Annotated in this window: 12 protein-coding genes; 4 read left to right on the top strand and 8 right to left on the bottom strand. The window is 65.3% G+C overall.

The annotated features are described in order from the left end of the window. Nucleotides 1-164: 164 nt before the first annotated feature. Nucleotides 165-1832: an energy-dependent translational throttle protein EttA gene (gene ettA, locus AB2N08_RS13205; protein WP_367611108.1), complete on the bottom strand. Its 1668-nt coding sequence runs from the start codon at nt 1830-1832 to the stop codon at nt 165-167. Nucleotides 1833-1926: 94 nt separating this feature from the next. Further along, nucleotides 1927-2808, bottom strand: a complete 882-nt coding sequence (gene rarD, locus AB2N08_RS13200) for an EamA family transporter RarD (RefSeq protein WP_367611107.1) — start codon at nt 2806-2808, stop codon at nt 1927-1929. Nucleotides 2809-2976: 168 nt separating this feature from the next. On the opposite strand from rarD, the gene AB2N08_RS13195 reads away from it, so the two are divergent. The 4 genes from AB2N08_RS13195 (at nt 2977) to AB2N08_RS13180 (ending at nt 8005) form a co-directional block, all read left to right on the top strand. Then, nucleotides 2977-4854 carry a potassium transporter Kup gene (locus tag AB2N08_RS13195; RefSeq protein ID WP_367611106.1) on the top strand — a complete coding sequence of 626 codons (1878 nt, stop codon included), beginning with the start codon at nt 2977-2979 and terminating at the stop codon, nt 4852-4854. 125 nt (nt 4855-4979) lie between these two features. Further along, nucleotides 4980-5411 (top strand): FKBP-type peptidyl-prolyl cis-trans isomerase, encoded by a 432-nt coding sequence (locus AB2N08_RS13190; protein WP_367611105.1) that lies wholly within the window; start codon nt 4980-4982, stop codon nt 5409-5411. 183 nt (nt 5412-5594) lie between these two features. After that, nucleotides 5595-5798, top strand: coding sequence for a hypothetical protein (locus AB2N08_RS13185; protein WP_367611104.1), 204 nt, complete (start codon nt 5595-5597; stop codon nt 5796-5798). A gap of 119 nt (nt 5799-5917) precedes the next feature. Further along, on the top strand, nt 5918-8005 hold the full coding sequence (locus tag AB2N08_RS13180) for an HAF repeat/PEP-CTERM domain-containing protein (protein ID WP_367611103.1): 2088 nt from the start codon (nt 5918-5920) through the stop codon (nt 8003-8005). Nucleotides 8006-8045: 40 nt separating this feature from the next. Here the strand turns inward: AB2N08_RS13180 and AB2N08_RS13175 are convergent, their stop codons facing one another. The 6 genes from AB2N08_RS13175 to AB2N08_RS13150 all read right to left on the bottom strand — a co-directional run bounded on the left by AB2N08_RS13175 (nt 8046) and on the right by AB2N08_RS13150 (nt 14739). Beyond that, entirely contained in the window at nt 8046-8531 is a 486-nt protein-coding gene (locus AB2N08_RS13175; RefSeq protein WP_367611102.1) for a GNAT family N-acetyltransferase, read from the bottom strand. Nucleotides 8532-8574: 43 nt separating this feature from the next. Continuing rightward, nucleotides 8575-9621 (bottom strand): histone deacetylase family protein, encoded by a 1047-nt coding sequence (locus tag AB2N08_RS13170; protein ID WP_367611101.1) that lies wholly within the window; start codon nt 9619-9621, stop codon nt 8575-8577. Between the two features lie 57 nt (nt 9622-9678). Then, entirely contained in the window at nt 9679-11274 is a 1596-nt protein-coding gene (gene gshA / locus AB2N08_RS13165; RefSeq protein ID WP_367611100.1) for a glutamate--cysteine ligase, read from the bottom strand. A 78-nt stretch (nt 11275-11352) separates the two neighbouring features. Beyond that, complete coding sequence (locus tag AB2N08_RS13160; protein ID WP_367611099.1) at nt 11353-13368, bottom strand: DUF885 domain-containing protein; 2016 nt, start codon at nt 13366-13368, stop codon at nt 11353-11355. Between the two features lie 67 nt (nt 13369-13435). Beyond that, nucleotides 13436-14257, bottom strand: coding sequence for a peptide chain release factor N(5)-glutamine methyltransferase (gene prmC / locus AB2N08_RS13155; RefSeq protein ID WP_367611098.1), 822 nt, complete (start codon nt 14255-14257; stop codon nt 13436-13438). Continuing rightward, nucleotides 14254-14739 (bottom strand): disulfide bond formation protein B, encoded by a 486-nt coding sequence (locus AB2N08_RS13150; protein WP_367611097.1) that lies wholly within the window; start codon nt 14737-14739, stop codon nt 14254-14256. Before AB2N08_RS13150 ends, prmC begins: the two co-directional genes overlap by 4 nt. Nucleotides 14740-14763 lie beyond the last annotated feature (24 nt).

The following is a 14763-nucleotide window of genomic DNA, read 5'->3' as shown; positions in this document are numbered from 1 at the left end:
GACAGGCCGAGATCAAAAATCAGGGATGTCTATTCTGATGCGACAGTCAACAAGATTATTCCGGACAGCAGTGCGCGAAGGCGGGGATGACGGCTTTTAGGCTAACTGAACAGCATTACCACCGAGTGGCGGGCTGCTTGCGTACGCGTCGACCGGCGTGACAATCAGGTCGTGAGCGGCTTGTAGCGGATGCGCTTCGGCTTGGCGCCTTCTTCACCCAGACGCTTTTTCTTGTCGGCTTCGTATTCCTGGTAGTTACCGTCAAAGAAAGTCACTTGCGAATCGCCCTCGAAGGCCAGGATGTGGGTCGCGATGCGATCCAGGAACCAGCGATCGTGGGAAATCACCATTACGCTACCGGCGAATTCGAGCAGTGCGTCTTCGAGCGCGCGCAGGGTTTCGACGTCCAGATCGTTCGACGGTTCATCGAGCAGCAACACGTTACCGCCTTGCAGCAGCGTCTTGGCCAGGTGCAGTCGGCCGCGCTCACCACCGGACAGGTTGCCGACGATCTTTTGCTGATCCGAGCCCTTGAAGTTGAAGCGGCCCAGGTAAGCACGCGACGGCATCTCGAAGCGGCCGACGCTGAGCATGTCGGCGCCGCCCGAGACGTCCTCGAACACGGTCTTGGCGTTGGCCAGTTCGTCGCGGTGCTGGTCGACGATCGACACACGCGCGGTCTGGCCGATCTTGACCTCGCCGCTGTCCGGCTGTTCTTTGCCGGTGATCATCTTGAACAGCGTCGATTTACCGGCGCCGTTCGGGCCGATGATGCCGACGATCGCGCCAGGCGGCACGGTGAACGACAGGTTGTCGATCAAGAGACGGTCGCCAAAGGCTTTCGAGACGTTCTTGAATTCGATGACCTCATTACCCAGGCGCTCGGCCACGGGAATGAAGATCTCTTGCGTCTCGTTGCGCTGCTGGTATTCGTACTCGGACAGTTCGTTGAAGCGCGCCAGGCGGGCTTTCGACTTGGCCTGGCGTGCCTTTGGATTCTGGCGCGACCATTCGAGTTCCTTGGCCAGCGCTTTCTGACGGGCCGATTCGGTCGATTCTTCTTGCTTCAGGCGTGCCTGTTTCTGGTCGAGCCACGACGAATAATTGCCTTTCCATGGAATCCCGCTGCCGCGGTCCAGTTCAAGGATCCATTCGGCCGCATTGTCGAGGAAATAGCGATCGTGGGTGATGCCGACCACGGTGCCCGGGAAGCGCAGCAGGAATTGCTCGAGCCACTCGACCGATTCAGCATCCAGGTGGTTGGTCGGTTCGTCGAGCAGCAGCATGTCGGGTTTGGAGAGCAGCAGCTTGCACAGCGCCACGCGGCGCTTTTCACCGCCCGACAGCACGGCGATTTTCGCATCCCATGGCGGCAGGCGCAGCGCGTCGGCGGCCATTTCCAGTTGCAGGTTCAGGTTGCCGCCGTCGGACGACGAAATGATCGCTTCCAGGCGTTCCTGCTCCTTGGCCAGCGCATCGAAATCGGCATCTTCTTCGGCGTATGCGGCATACACGGCTTCGAGCTTGGCTTGCGCTTCGAACGCTTCGCCCAAGCCAGATTCAACCTCTTGGCGCACGGTTTTTTCAGGGTCGAGCTGCGGCTCTTGTGGCAGGTAGCCAATGTTCAGGCCCGGCATCGGGCGCGCTTCGCCCTGGATGTCGGTGTCGATGCCGGCCATGATTTTCAGCAGGGTCGATTTGCCCGAGCCGTTCAGGCCCAGCACGCCGATCTTGGCGCCCGGGAAGAAGGACAGCGAGATGTCCTTCAGAATCTGGCGTTTCGGTGGGACGATTTTGCCCACGCGGTTCATGGTATAGACGTAATTGGCCATGCTTGTACTCTGGTGTTGTTCGAGGTGCACAGGATACGCCAGAACCCGCGCCCGACACAGGATTTCTTGCCAAGTTTGCCCGGGATGCCTCCCTTCAAGCCTTGGCGACAACCGGCTGCCGGCGCAGCAATCCTTCGCCGGCGAACAGCGCCAGCGCGGACCAGATCAGCGCGAAGCCGACCAGGCGATCGGCGCTGAACGCTTCCTTGAACAGCCACACGCCGAGCAGGAATTGCAGGGTCGGCGACAGGTATTGCAAGAGCCCCAGGATCGACAACGGGATCTTGCGCGCGCCGGTGGCAAACAGCAGCAGGGGAATGGCCGTGAGCGGGCCGGCCATGATCAACAGCCAGCGCGTGGTGTCCGATGCCGTGTTGATGAACACGTTCTGGCCCTGCACCGTCAGCCAGAGTACGTAGCCGGCCGCCAGCGGAAACAGCACGATGGTCTCGAACGACAGGCCCTCGAGCGGGCCGAGCGCGGCGGTCTTGCGCAGCAAGCCGTAACCGCCGAACGACAGCGCCAGGAACAGCGCGATCCACGGCACGGTGCCCGCTTGCCAGGTCAACCAGGCCACGCCCATCGCGGCCACGCCGATGGCAGCCCACTGCAGCGGGCGCATGCGTTCTTTCAGGATCAGATAACCCAGCACGATGTTCACCAAAGGATTGATGAAGTAGCCGAGACTCGCTTCGATCACGTGGTGGTTCATCACCGACCAGATATACACGAGCCAATTGGCGCTGAGCAGCAGGGCGGACAATACAAAACTGAAGAACACGCGCGGCTGGCGCACGATGGCGAGCCATTTCCAGTCGCGCCGCAACAAAAGCAGGATCAACAGAAAGGCAAGCGACCACAGCATGCGGTGCGCCAGGATCTGCAACGGCGGTACCTCCCCCAGGGCATGGAAATAAATGGGGAACAAGCCCCAGCAGAAAAAGGCCAGGGCCGCGTAAATGATGCCGGAACGCATGGGAAGGAGGGGCGAGGTTGCAGGGAAGACATTATCACTGAAACTGTAAAGACCTGCTGAAGCGCCCCCGGTTTTGCACAGGTGTATGATGCACAACGAAATCTTCTTGCATTGCCGAACACTTCAATTTATGGTGCGCCGCACCTATTCAACAGCGATGGTGGACTCTTGACCTCAGATAACAAGAAAAGCAGCTTGGCGGCCCTGACCCTGGCCGCGGTCGGGATCGTCTACGGCGACATTGGCACCAGCCCGCTGTACACGCTGCGCGCAGTGTTCGACGAAGACCATGGCCTGCCGCTCAATACACCGAATATCCTCGGCATCATTTCACTGATTTTCTGGGCCCTGACGATGATCGTCTCGCTCAAGTACGTGATCCTCGTGCTGCGCGCGCACAACCGTGGCGAGGGCGGCATCATGGCCCTGATGGCGCTGGCCACCAGTTCGATTCCGCGCACCTCGAAATGGAGTTTCCCGCTGCTGGCCATCGGCGTCATCGGCGCCACCATGTTTTATGGCGACAGCGTGATCACGCCGGCCATTTCGGTGCTCGGCGCGATCGAGGGCATCGAGGTCGCCGCGCCCGGCATGTCGCACTACGTCGTTCCGCTGGCGGTGATCGTGCTGGTGGGCCTGTACAGCGTGCAGCGCCATGGCACGGCCGGCATCGGGCGCTTCTTCGGCCCGGTGATGGCGGTCTGGTTCCTGGTACTGGCCGCGATGGGGATCGTCAATATCATCGAAGCACCGGTGATCCTCAATGCGCTCAATCCATGGCATGCGCTGCACTTCATGCTGGAAAATAAAATGCTGGCTTTCATCGCTCTGGGCGCGGTGGTGCTGGCGATTACCGGCGCCGAGGCGCTGTACGCCGACATGGGCCACTTCGGCGCCAAGCCGATCCGCTGGGCCTGGTTCCTGATCGCCTATCCGGCGCTGACCCTGAACTACCTGGGCCAGGGCGGCCTGCTGATCGTGCAGCCGGAAGCGGTCGAGAATCCTTTCTACCACCAGCTCGGCACCTGGAGCGTCATCCCGCTGGTGATCCTGTCGACCATGGCGGCCGTGATCGCCTCGCAGGCGACAATCTCGGGCACCTATTCGATGACCAAGCAAGCCATTGCACTGGGCCTGTTGCCACGCATGCGCATCATGCACACGTCGGAAAGCGAGATCGGCCAGATCTACATCCCGGCCGTCAACTGGCTGCAGCTGGCCGTCGTGCTGGTGGCCGTGATCGGCTTCGGTTCGTCGGACGAACTGGCTGGCGCCTACGGCATCGCGGTCACGGCAACCATGATGGCCACGACGATCCTGACGTTCTTCGTCACGCGCTACCGCTGGCATCTGCCGCTGTGGATGTGCCTGATTGCGACCGGCTTCTTCCTGGTGATCGACGTCATGCTGTTCGCCGCCACCACCACCAAACTGTTCCACGGCGGCTGGTTCCCGCTGCTGATGGGCGGCGTGCTGCTGACCCTGATGCTGACCTGGAAGCGCGGCCGCGAGCTGGTGTTCGAGAACCTGCAAAAGCATGCCATTCCGCTGGAAGCGTTCATGGAGTCGCTGTTCGTGGCGCCGCCCACGCGCGTGCCGGGCACCGCGATCTTCCTGCGCGGCGAAAGCGATGGCGTGCCGCACGCGATGCTGCACAACCTGTCGCACAACAAGGTGCTGCACGAGCGCGTCGTGTTCCTCACGGTGCACATGCGCGAAGAGCCGTGGGTGCCGACGGAAGATCAGATCGACATTGTCGACCTGGGCCACAACTGCTACCAGCTCAATATCCATTACGGCTTCAAGGACGAGGCCGATATTCCGGACATCATGCAGCGCAGCGCCGCACTGGGGCTGGAATTCGAGATGATGGAAACGTCGTTCTTCATCGCGCGCCAGACCGTGATCTCGGCCCCGGGCGGCGGCATGGCGCCGTGGCGCGAGCACCTGTACGTGACAATGTCGCGCAACGCCCGCAGCGCGGCCGACTATTACCAGATCCGGACCAACCGGGTGATCGAGCTGGGCACGCAAATCGAAATCTAAGGTGAGGGAATTTGCCCGACTACAATTTTTAGACAAAATCCGGACAGTTTCATGTGGCTGATTCGATAAGGTACGAGCTTTCGTTGTACACACTTCGTGTGCCTTTTTTCGAGTCAAGGATTCCCATGATGAAGCTCCCCCTGATCGCCGCCTTTGCGGCCATGCTCGCCCTCAGCGCCTGCGGCGGCGGCAGCGACGATTCACCCGCCCTGCCGGCCGTGAGCAGCCCGGCGGCCCTGACCAGGACCGACAACGTGGTTGGCACCGGCGCCGAAGCCGTCGCCGGCAAGACCGCCACGGTGGCCTATACGCTGTGGCTGTACAGCTCGACCGCAAGCGATTTCAAGGGCACGCGTCAGGAATCCGGCGAATTTGCCTTCACCCTCGGCAGTCGCGAGACCATCACCGGCTTCGACCAGGGCGTGACGGGCATGAAGGTCGGTGGCAAGCGCACGATCCTGATCCCGTCGGCACTGGGCTACGGCTCCGCCGGCCGCGGTCCGATCCCGCCGAATTCGGGCCTGGTATTCGAAGTGACCCTGAACAAGGTCGGATAAGCCCGCACGGCAGTGCGCGGGAACAGACCGGAGCCTGGCTCCGGTTTTTTTTCGTCGGTTCGCCCGGTCCGGGCCGTCGTCCATGTGGTATTCAGGCCAGATGCGGCGCGCACGGCTGATCTGGCGCACGGATCGGCGCCTGCCCATCGGCGATGCTCGGGACTTTTTCTCCCCGGGCCCACCATGCCGCATTTCTTGCCTGTCCTCGGCGCGTTACCGTTTCTCATCCTGACCTCGTCCAGCGCCGCCATGCCCGCGCCCGCCGTGGCCGATCCTGTCTGCATCGTTGCCATGGCCCGCCATGCAGCGGGACATGAACCGCCCGCATGGCTGCTGCTGGCCAGTGCGGTCGTCCTGCTGGTCGCTGGCCGTGTGGCGGCATCCTGACACCCACGCGCAACTCTGCGCTGGCGCAGAACAGCCACAGGTCATCTACGACATCGTTGAGTTTTCCGGGTACCCGCAAAGGATGGTTCATGTTCCTCCGCAAACTTTTCTTGAATAACTTGCTGCTGCTACTTATGTTGGCGCTGCCGCTGGCAGCACTGGCCACGCCGCAGTACCGCATGACGCTGCTGCCGCAAGACTTCAATGCGTCCCGGCTCAACGGCGCCGGGCAGGTGGTCGGCACGGCCCATGGCGGCGCCGCGATCTGGTCGCCGGCAAGCACCACCTATCTTGCGTCCGTGCTGCCCGGCAGCGAAGGCCTCGCGCTCAACAACAATGGCGCGGTCGTGGGCCTGCAGGGTTTCAGCGCCTTTGTCTACGCCAATGGCGCCGTCACGACCCTGAGTAGCGCATTCGACACCTGGGCCACCGCCATCAACGACGCCGGCCAGGTCGCCGGTTTCGCCAACTACAGCTTCGGCAGCATTCGCGCCTTTGTCTACGCCGCCGGCACCATCACCGAGCTGGGCAGCTTTGGCGGGTCGATCAGCGTGGCCAACGCCATCAATGCCGGCGGCCAGGTGGCAGGCTTTGCCACCCGGCCGTTCAGTGGCGGCGCCGACGACTGGCCCGATCCCGAACGCTACGCATCGGTGTACCGCGACGGCAGCCAGCACGATCTCGGCTCGCTCGGCGGGCGCATCAGCGAAGCGAACGACATCAACGACGCCGGCGTCGTCGCCGGCTGGTCGCGCCTAAGCGAGGGGATCGATGAACGGCCGTTCCTGTTCGCACCAGACCAGGAGCGCATGACCGATCTCGGCACGCTGGGCGGCGTCGTCGGGCGCGCCAATGCGCTCAACAGCGCCGGGCGCGTGGTGGGCTTGTCCGATATCGGCGGCAGTGACGGCTTCGATTACCACGCGTTCGTGTACGAAGCCGGCGCGATGCGCGACCTGAACGCGCTCGTGACGGGGCAGGGCGATTGGGAGTTCGTCACGGCCATCGACATCAACGATGCGGGCCAGATCCTGGCCGAAGCCTGTCGCAGCGGGCTGGACGACTGCCGCGCGGTGCGGCTCGACATCATCGCGTCGGTGCCCGAACCGGGCGCGTGGGCAATGCTGGCGACGGGTCTGCTGATGCTGGCGTGGCGCGCGCGCGGACGCATGCGACCGATCGGGCGGGCGCCGTTGCCTGCCGCATTGGCGAGCATGCTGGCGGTGCTGCTGACGGCGCCGCTGGCCACGTCGGTCAGCGCCGCGCCGCTGGGCCCAACGGCACGTTTCCGGGTCACCTTCGTTCCCGCCGGCTTTACTGCTTACGCCATCAACAACCGTGGCCACGTGGCGGGTACCAACGGCGCCGCCGCCGTGTGGGACGGCGCAACCGTGCGCGACTACGGCGCGCTGGCGCCGGGCTCGTTCGCCCAGGCCATCAACAACGGGGGCCAGCTGGCCGGCGGCTACGAGGATTCCGCGGTGGTGTTCTCGGCCGCAGGGCTGCGCAACGTCGAACGCCGCACCTTGTTTGCCAGCAGCTATGCCATCGGTCTGAATGACAGCGGCGCCGTGATCGGCAATGCTTACTGGGGCGCAGGCGAGCGCGTGCGTGGCTTCGTCGTCGCCAGGGGCGTCACGCGCCCCATCCCCAGCCTCGGCGGCGACTTCAGCTTTGCATTGGCGATCAACCGCCATTGCCAGGTGACCGGCAATGCGGCGGTGACATCGGATTCGGCCGATGCCGCGTACCGCGCCTTCATCTTTCGCGACGGGACCTTGCTCGACCTGGGCACGCTGGGCGGGCGCGACAGTGCCGGCAACGACATCAACGATGCCGGCCAGGTGGCGGGCTATGGCACCACGGCCGAAGTGGACGAGAACGGCAATTCGCCCACGGCCCCATTCCTGTACACGAACGGCGCCATGCGCAACCTGGGTTCGTTGGGCGGCAACTACGGCATGGCCAACGGCCTGAACAACCTCGGTGCGGTGGTGGGGCAGTCGTATCGCGATCGTGAATTTCTCGAGCCGCGCGCCTTCCTGTACGAAGGCGGCGCGCTGCGCGATTTGAACACGCTGAGCAGCATGCCGGCAGGCTGGGTGCTCACGACCGCGCTCGACATCAACGATGCGCGCCAGATCCTGGCGCTGGCCTGCAGCGTGGATGCGTGCCAGCACGTGCGCCTCGATCCGCCGGCGCCATAGAGCACGGTGGCACGGCGGCGCGGCGGTGCGGTCAGCGTGCTCAGCGCAGCATGTCGATGTGCATGATGCCGTCTTCGTCGTACGGCGCCGAGACGGTCTCGAAGCCGAAGCTCGCATAGAAGCGCTCCAGGTATTGCTGGGCGCCGATGCGGATGCGATGGCCCGGATGCAGCGCTTCGGCGTGGGCGATGCCCTGCTCGAGGAGCGCGCGGCCGGCGCCGGTGCCGCGCGCGGCGGGCGTGGTGATGACGCGGCCGATCGACATCTCGTCGTACTTCGCGCCCGGCGCCAGCACGCGCAGGTAGGCGGCCAGCTGGCGCTTGCCATCGCCGTTGCCGTCGCCGGCGCCGTTGCGCCAGCCGAGCAGGTGGCGGGCCTCGAGGTCGTAGCCGTCGATGTCTGGATACAGGCACGTTTGTTCGAGAATGAAAACGTTCTGGCGCTGGGCCAGCACCTCGTACAGGTCAAACGGCGTCAGGTCGGCGAAGCGGGAGAATTGCCAGTCGATGGTGCTTGGGGTGGTCATGGGAAGGTGCGGATGAAATAAAAAAAGGTGCAGCGGATGTGCGTTATTCGGCGGCGGTCTCGAACCCTTCGAGCACGTTGACAGTATTGATGCCCAGCTCGGGGCTCAGGTTGCCGCCCTCGAAAATGAAAGCGGTCGGCAGGCCGAGATGCGCGATGCGCTCGCCGATGCGCAGGAAGTCGCCGCTGTGCAGGTTGAAGCGCGGGTCGTTGCCATGGGCGAAGGTGTCGACGCCCAGCGACACCACGAGCGCCTGCGGGCGCGTCATCGCGATCTTCACGCAGGCTGTCTCCAGCGCTGCGAACCAGGCGGCGCTGCTGCTGCCTGGCGCCAGCGGCAGATTCATGGTGTAGCCGGCGCCTGCGCCGCTGCCGGTTTCATCGGCGTGGCCCAGGTAGAACGGATATTCGAAGCGCGGGTCGGCGTGGATCGAGATGAACAGCACGTCGCTGCGGCCATAAAAAATGCTCTGGGTGCCGTTGCCGTGGTGGTAATCGAGGTCGAGGATGGCGACGCGCTCAAAGCCGTCGTCGAGCAGGTGCTGGGCCGCCAGCGCCGCATTGTTCAGAAAGCACGAGCCGCCAAAAAAATCGCTGCCGGCGTGGTGGCCGGGCGGGCGCGTGAGCGCGAAGGTGCCGCGTTCGCCACGCTGCAGCGCATGGGCGGCGTTGACGGCGCAGTCGGCGCCGGTCTTGGCCGCGACCCAGGTGCCGCTCGTGAGCGGGGTGCCGCAATCCATCGAGTACAGGCCAAGGCGGGCGCAGAAATTCTCTGGTTCGATGTCGCTGCGCAGCGTGCGCACCGGCCACACGGCCGGAAAAGCATCCTTGCCGGCGTTGCCGGGATCGAGTGCAAGCCACTCGCTCCAGGCCGTGCGCAGAAAGTGCAGGTAGCGCGGACTGTGCACGCGCTCGAGCGTCATCAGGGGCACGCCGTGCGGCGTGACGATCGCGCCCAGGCCGCGCCGCTCGCACTCCTTCAAGACCATGGCCACGCGCGCGGGTTTTTCCGAACACGGCACCAGCTCGCCGCGGTACATGTCGACGCGGCCGTCATGCTGGGCATGGTGTTCGTTATAAAACGTGAGCAAGTGTTCCTCGCAGGTCCGGGCAGATGCGGCGTCGGGTACAGTCTCGGTACTGCAGCGCTAGCTATCGCAACACAGGGTACTGCTGTTGTAGGCCGCAACGAAGGCGTCGAAGCTGCCGGTATCGGTCTGCTCGATGATCACCTGCTCGGCGATCGAGGCGGCGGCCATCTCGTCGAACAGCGCTTCTTCGGCCGGCATCAGCGGGCTGTCGCGGAACGACGCCGCATGCAGCGTGCTTTGCTGCAGGCCGAACGCCGCCGCCGAACCCAGGGTGCGGATCTCGTCCAGCACGCGCGCCGACGGCGTCAGTGCCGGATCCTCGATTTTCGCTTTCTGGCGGCCCAGCGAGGCGGTGTGCACGTCGCCGTCGTTGTGCCCGTCGTCGAGCAATGCAGCCACGGGACGAATGCGCTCGATCAGTTCGAGGGCCCAGGTCTTGAGCGGCACTTCCACGCCGTCGCGCGTGAGCGTCAGGTCGGGGCGGCGGCCCTCCTTGACCGTGCGCGCGAAATTGCGCGCGTGCAGGGCGCTGTCATGGTCACTGATGAGCGGGCTGTCCTCGAGGGCGCAGAACAGCAGGAACGCGTCCAGGAAGCGCCCCGTCTCGAGCGAGATGCCGATCGGCTCGTAAGGATCGACGTCCATGCAGCGCACCTCGATGTACTGCACGCCGCGGTTGCACAGCGCCTGCACCGGACGTTCGCCGGTGCGGATCACGCGCTTGGGCCGGATCGTCGAGTAGTACTCGTTCTCGATCTGCAGCACATTGGTCGACAGCTGGATCCACTCGCCGTTTTTCTTCGTGCCCAGCTCCTGGTAGGGCCCATACGGGCGGTTGACCGCGTCCATCAGGCTCGTGACGTAGCTTTCCAGGCTGTTCTCGTGCGGGCGCAGGCCCGATTGCGCGTCGTTCTGGTAACCGAGGTCGCTCATGCGCAGGCTGGTGGCGTACGGCAGGTACAGCGTGTCGTTCGACAGCGTCTCGAGGTTGTGCGGACGGCCGCGCAAGAAGCTCGTGGTCAGCGCCGGCGTCGCGCCGAACAGGTACATCAGCAGCCACGAATAGCGGCGGAAGTTGCGCACCATCGCGATATAGCTTTCGGACTGGAAGTCGCGCAGCGCGTGGCGCCGTTCTTCGACGATGCCGTCGTCGTGTGCGAACACCTGCCACAGCTTTTCAGGCAGCGAGTAGTTGTAGTGAATGCCCGCGATGCACTGCATGGCCTTGCCGTAGCGCAGCGCCAGGCCGCGCCGGTATACGTGCTTGAGCTGGCCGATGTTCGAGGTGCCGTAACAGGCGATCTCGATGTCTTCTTCGGGCGGCAATTCGCCCGGCATCGACACGCCCCACAGCATTTCGTCGCCCAGCCTGGCGTACGCGTGGCGGTGGATCGCGTCGAGCCGGTGCAGCGCCAGCGAGATATCCTGTTCGGCCGGGGTGATGAATTCCATCAGCGCTTCGGCGTAGTCGGTGGTGATGCTGGGGTGCGTCAGTGCCGAACCGAGGGCAGGCGAATGCGGGGTGCGCGCGAGCTGGCCGGCGGCGTCCACGCGCAGCGTTTCGCGCTCGATGCCGCGCAGGCCCTGGCCCAGCAAGGCGCGGTGTTCGTCGTCGCCCAGCAGGGCCAGACGGCGGTTGAATTGGTTCGACACGGTGTTTCCTTTCTTGTACTGCCTGTTTCGGCTGGTGCAGAGATTAACCGAAAATCGGACTCCACGTTCGGGGGCACTTCATTCGCGCCAGGCAGGCCCCTGGTACGACGGGATAACGGGCGGCGGAGCGGGTTTTGGCGGCAACGCGAAATCGGGCGCCGGACCGGGATCGAACCCCGGCGCGACTTCACCGTCAAATTCGAAGTCGAATTCGAATGCCGGTTCGAATGCCGGAACGGGCGTTTCGAACTCGGCGTTGAAGGCGTCGTCCGGCGTTGTCTGCGGCGCTGGCGCCGGGTTTTTCTCGGCCGCGATCCAGCGCTCGATCTGGCGTTCCAGCGCCGGCAGCTGCAGCGCGCCGCCGCTCAACACCGCGTCATGGAAGCGCCGCGCGTCGAAGGCCGGGCCCAGCGCGGCACTGGCCTTGTTGCGTAGCGCCAGGATGCGCAACTGGCCGATCTTGTAGCTCAGCGCCTGCGCCGGGCGCGCGATGTAGCGGTCGACCTCGGCCTCGTTGTCGGCCGGTGGATTGGCCGTGTGCGCGCCCAGGAAGTCGATCGCCTGCTGGCGCGACCAGCCCAGCGTGTGGATGCCGGTATCGACCACCAGCCGCGCGGCGCGGAACATCTCTTCGTTCAGGTGCCCGAACAGCGAGAACGGGTCCTTGAACAGACCGAGCTCCGGCCCCAGGCCCTCGGCGTAGGTGGCCCAGCCTTCGCCGAACGCGTCGTACCAGCCGTAGCGACGAAACGCCGGCAGCGCGAGTTCCTGGGCGCGCGCAACCTGCAGGTGGTGGCCGGGCACCGCCTCGTGCAGCGCGATGGTATCGACCTGCCACATCGGCCGCGCGTCCAGGCGGACATTGTCGACCACCAGTGCCGCCGTGCGCTGTGCGCTCCCGGCCTCGTAGTATGCGGCCGGCTGGCCGACACTGTTGGTACCCATCGGCTTGACGACAATGCCGGCCGCCGGCACGTTCGTGACCACGCGGCCAAGGCGCGCCTGGGCCAGCGCCAGCGTGCGCCGGTAGCGGTCGAGCAGGGCGTTCGGGTCGGTGAAGAACAGGCGCTGGTCGCTGCGCGCAAACACGATGAATTCGGCAAAGCCGCCGCGAAAACCGGTACGTGGAATCACGGCCTCGATCGCGGCGCGCAGGCGCGCAACTTCCTGCACACCCAGCGCGTGCACCTGGGCCGGTGTCAGCGCGGTGCCAGTACTGGTGCGCACCAGGTGGGCGTACCAGTCGGCGCCGCCAGCCTGCTTGTTCGCGCCGATCGTCTCGCGCGCACCTGGCAGATAGTCCTGGCGCAGGAACGTCTCGAGCGTGCGCAGGCTGGGCGCCACGGTGTGGGCCAGGGCGGCGGCGCCGGCGGCGCGCAAGGCATCGCGCGCCTCGGGCGCGATGGACGCCGGGATGCGCTTGAATGGCGCGCCGAGCGGGCCATCCTGCAAGCCTTCGCGCAGCGCGCGCAAGGCGTCCGGCACGGTGGCCAGCGCCGCCTTCGGCGTGGTCCAACCGGCTTGCCGGCCCGCGCGCAACTGCTCGATCAGGCCATCGACGTGGGCCGGCAGCGCCTGCAGGCGCGCCAGGTACGTCTGGTAGTCGGCGTCGGTCGCGAAGGGCATCTGGGCCACGAGGCGCGGGAGTTGCACCTGCAGGCCGTCGTAGGCGGTCAGCGGTTGCGGATCGAACGGCATCAAGGCTGCGCCAGCCAGAATGCGCTGCTTGTCGGCGATGAACAGGTCAAGCGACGTCTGGTCCGGGCCAGTGAGGGCGCTGCGCTCGATCGTGCGCGCCGCTGCCAGCATGCTGCGCTCATGCTCGACCGCCTGGGCGCGTGCGGCCAGCGAGGTGTCGGTCAGGTAGGCGTTGTAGCGCTGCTCGCCCAGGGCCGTGGCGCGTTCGGGCGCACGGCGCAGTTGCCATTGCCAGTCGCGCTCGAACAGCTGGGCCGCCTGCTGTGCCGGCGCCTCCGTCTGGACGACAGGCTGCACGGCAGCTGGCGGCGGCAGTGCCGGCACGGCGGGCACGGCGGGCACGGCGGCGCATAAAGGCGCCACGAGCAAAGCAAGTGATGCGAACAAGGTGCGCATGCAGGCTCCGGTAACAGGACTAGTCATTTTAGCAAGTCCATAGCCGGGTGGGCGCGCTATATGCACCTCAGGCGCCGCGCCGGCCACCGCTGACGCGTTCGATGCCGGCCAGGTCGCGCCAGCTTTGCACATCGGTGTAGCCGCGCGCCGCCAGCAGTGCGCGCACGGCGCCGGCCTGGTCGTAGCCGTGTTCGAGAAGCAGCCAGCCGCCGGCATCCAGATGCGCGCTGGCGCCAGCGACGATCTGGCGCAGGTCGGACAAGCCGTCGGCATGGTCGGTCAGTGCGTCGACTGGCTCGAAGCGCAGGTCGCCCTCGCTCAGGTGGACGTCGCCGGCCACGATGTAGGGGGGATTGGATGCAATGACGTCGAAGCGTGCGTCGCCGAGCGCGGCAAACCAGTCACTGCGCACGAAGCGCACACGCGCCGCGTTGGCGGTGGCGTTGGCGCGCGCGATGGCCAGCGCGTCGTCGCTGACGTCGAGGGCGGTGACGGTCAGGTCGGGCCGGGTATGTGCGGCGGCCACCGCGATGGCGCCGCTGCCGGTGCCCATGTCGAGCAGGCACGCTTGCGGCGCCAGGCGCTCGAGTGCAAGCTCGACCAGCAGTTCGGTATCGGGCCGCGGAATCAGGACGGCCGGCGTGACCTTGAACGGCAGCCCGAAGAATTCGCGTTCGCCGACGATGTAGGCGATCGGCTCGCCTCGAAGGCGCCGCCCCACGAGTGCGTTCAGCACGCTGGCTTCGTCGGTCGTCAGCACGCGCTCGGACTGCGTGATCAGCGCCACGCGCGGCAGATTCAACGCATGGCATAGCAGGATGCGGTTTTCCAGCGCATCGAGCGGCAGCGCCAGGCGCGCCTGGGCCAGGGTGGCGCCCGCCTCGATCATGCGTTGACGCGGCGCATCTGGCGCACCAGCACCCAGGCCAGCAGCACGGTGAGAACCACGAACCAGACGGCCGACCATTGCGGTATCGCCAGGCCCAGCACCTTGTCGGTGGCGCCTTCGCACAGGCCGTCGGCGCGGAACAGCCATGGCAGGTATTCGGCCGTCGGAATCTTGTTGAGCATGGTTTCCATCGGATCGATGCCGCACGAGAAACCGGGGTTGGCGATCACATACAGGTGCTTGCCGACCGTGATCAAGCCGCCGACGGCGGCCAGCAGCGCGACCACGACGCTGCCGCTGATCTTGCCGCTGAAGGCGCCAACGAGCGCGGCCAGGCCGACGCCGAGGAAGAAATAACGCTGGATCACGCACAGCGGGCAAGGCCGCATTTCCAGGCTGTGCTGCAGATACAGCGCGAAGCCGACCAGCGCAAAGCTGATGAATGAGATGATGAACAGGGCCTGGCGGTTAGTAGGTTGCATGATGTTTTCTCAGCGTGAACGCAA

The organism is Massilia aurea (assembly GCF_040790145.1).
GTDB classification, from domain to species: domain Bacteria; phylum Pseudomonadota; class Gammaproteobacteria; order Burkholderiales; family Burkholderiaceae_D; genus Telluria; species Telluria aurea_C.
This window is presented reverse-complemented; position numbering and strand designations above follow the sequence as displayed.

Coding starts and splice junctions, on each gene's coding strand:
- rarD (WP_367611107.1), bottom strand. CDS start 2,808: ATGCGTTCCGGCATCATTTACGCGGCCCTGGCCTTTTTCTGCTGGGGC.
- AB2N08_RS13185 (WP_367611104.1), top strand. CDS start 5,595: ATGCCGCATTTCTTGCCTGTCCTCGGCGCGTTACCGTTTCTCATCCTG.
- prmC (WP_367611098.1), bottom strand. CDS start 14,257: ATGATCGAGGCGGGCGCCACCCTGGCCCAGGCGCGCCTGGCGCTGCCG.
- AB2N08_RS13190 (WP_367611105.1), top strand. CDS start 4,980: ATGATGAAGCTCCCCCTGATCGCCGCCTTTGCGGCCATGCTCGCCCTC.
- AB2N08_RS13160 (WP_367611099.1), bottom strand. CDS start 13,368: ATGCGCACCTTGTTCGCATCACTTGCTTTGCTCGTGGCGCCTTTATGC.
- ettA (WP_367611108.1), bottom strand. CDS start 1,832: ATGGCCAATTACGTCTATACCATGAACCGCGTGGGCAAAATCGTCCCA.
- AB2N08_RS13150 (WP_367611097.1), bottom strand. CDS start 14,739: ATGCAACCTACTAACCGCCAGGCCCTGTTCATCATCTCATTCATCAGC.
- AB2N08_RS13175 (WP_367611102.1), bottom strand. CDS start 8,531: ATGACCACCCCAAGCACCATCGACTGGCAATTCTCCCGCTTCGCCGAC.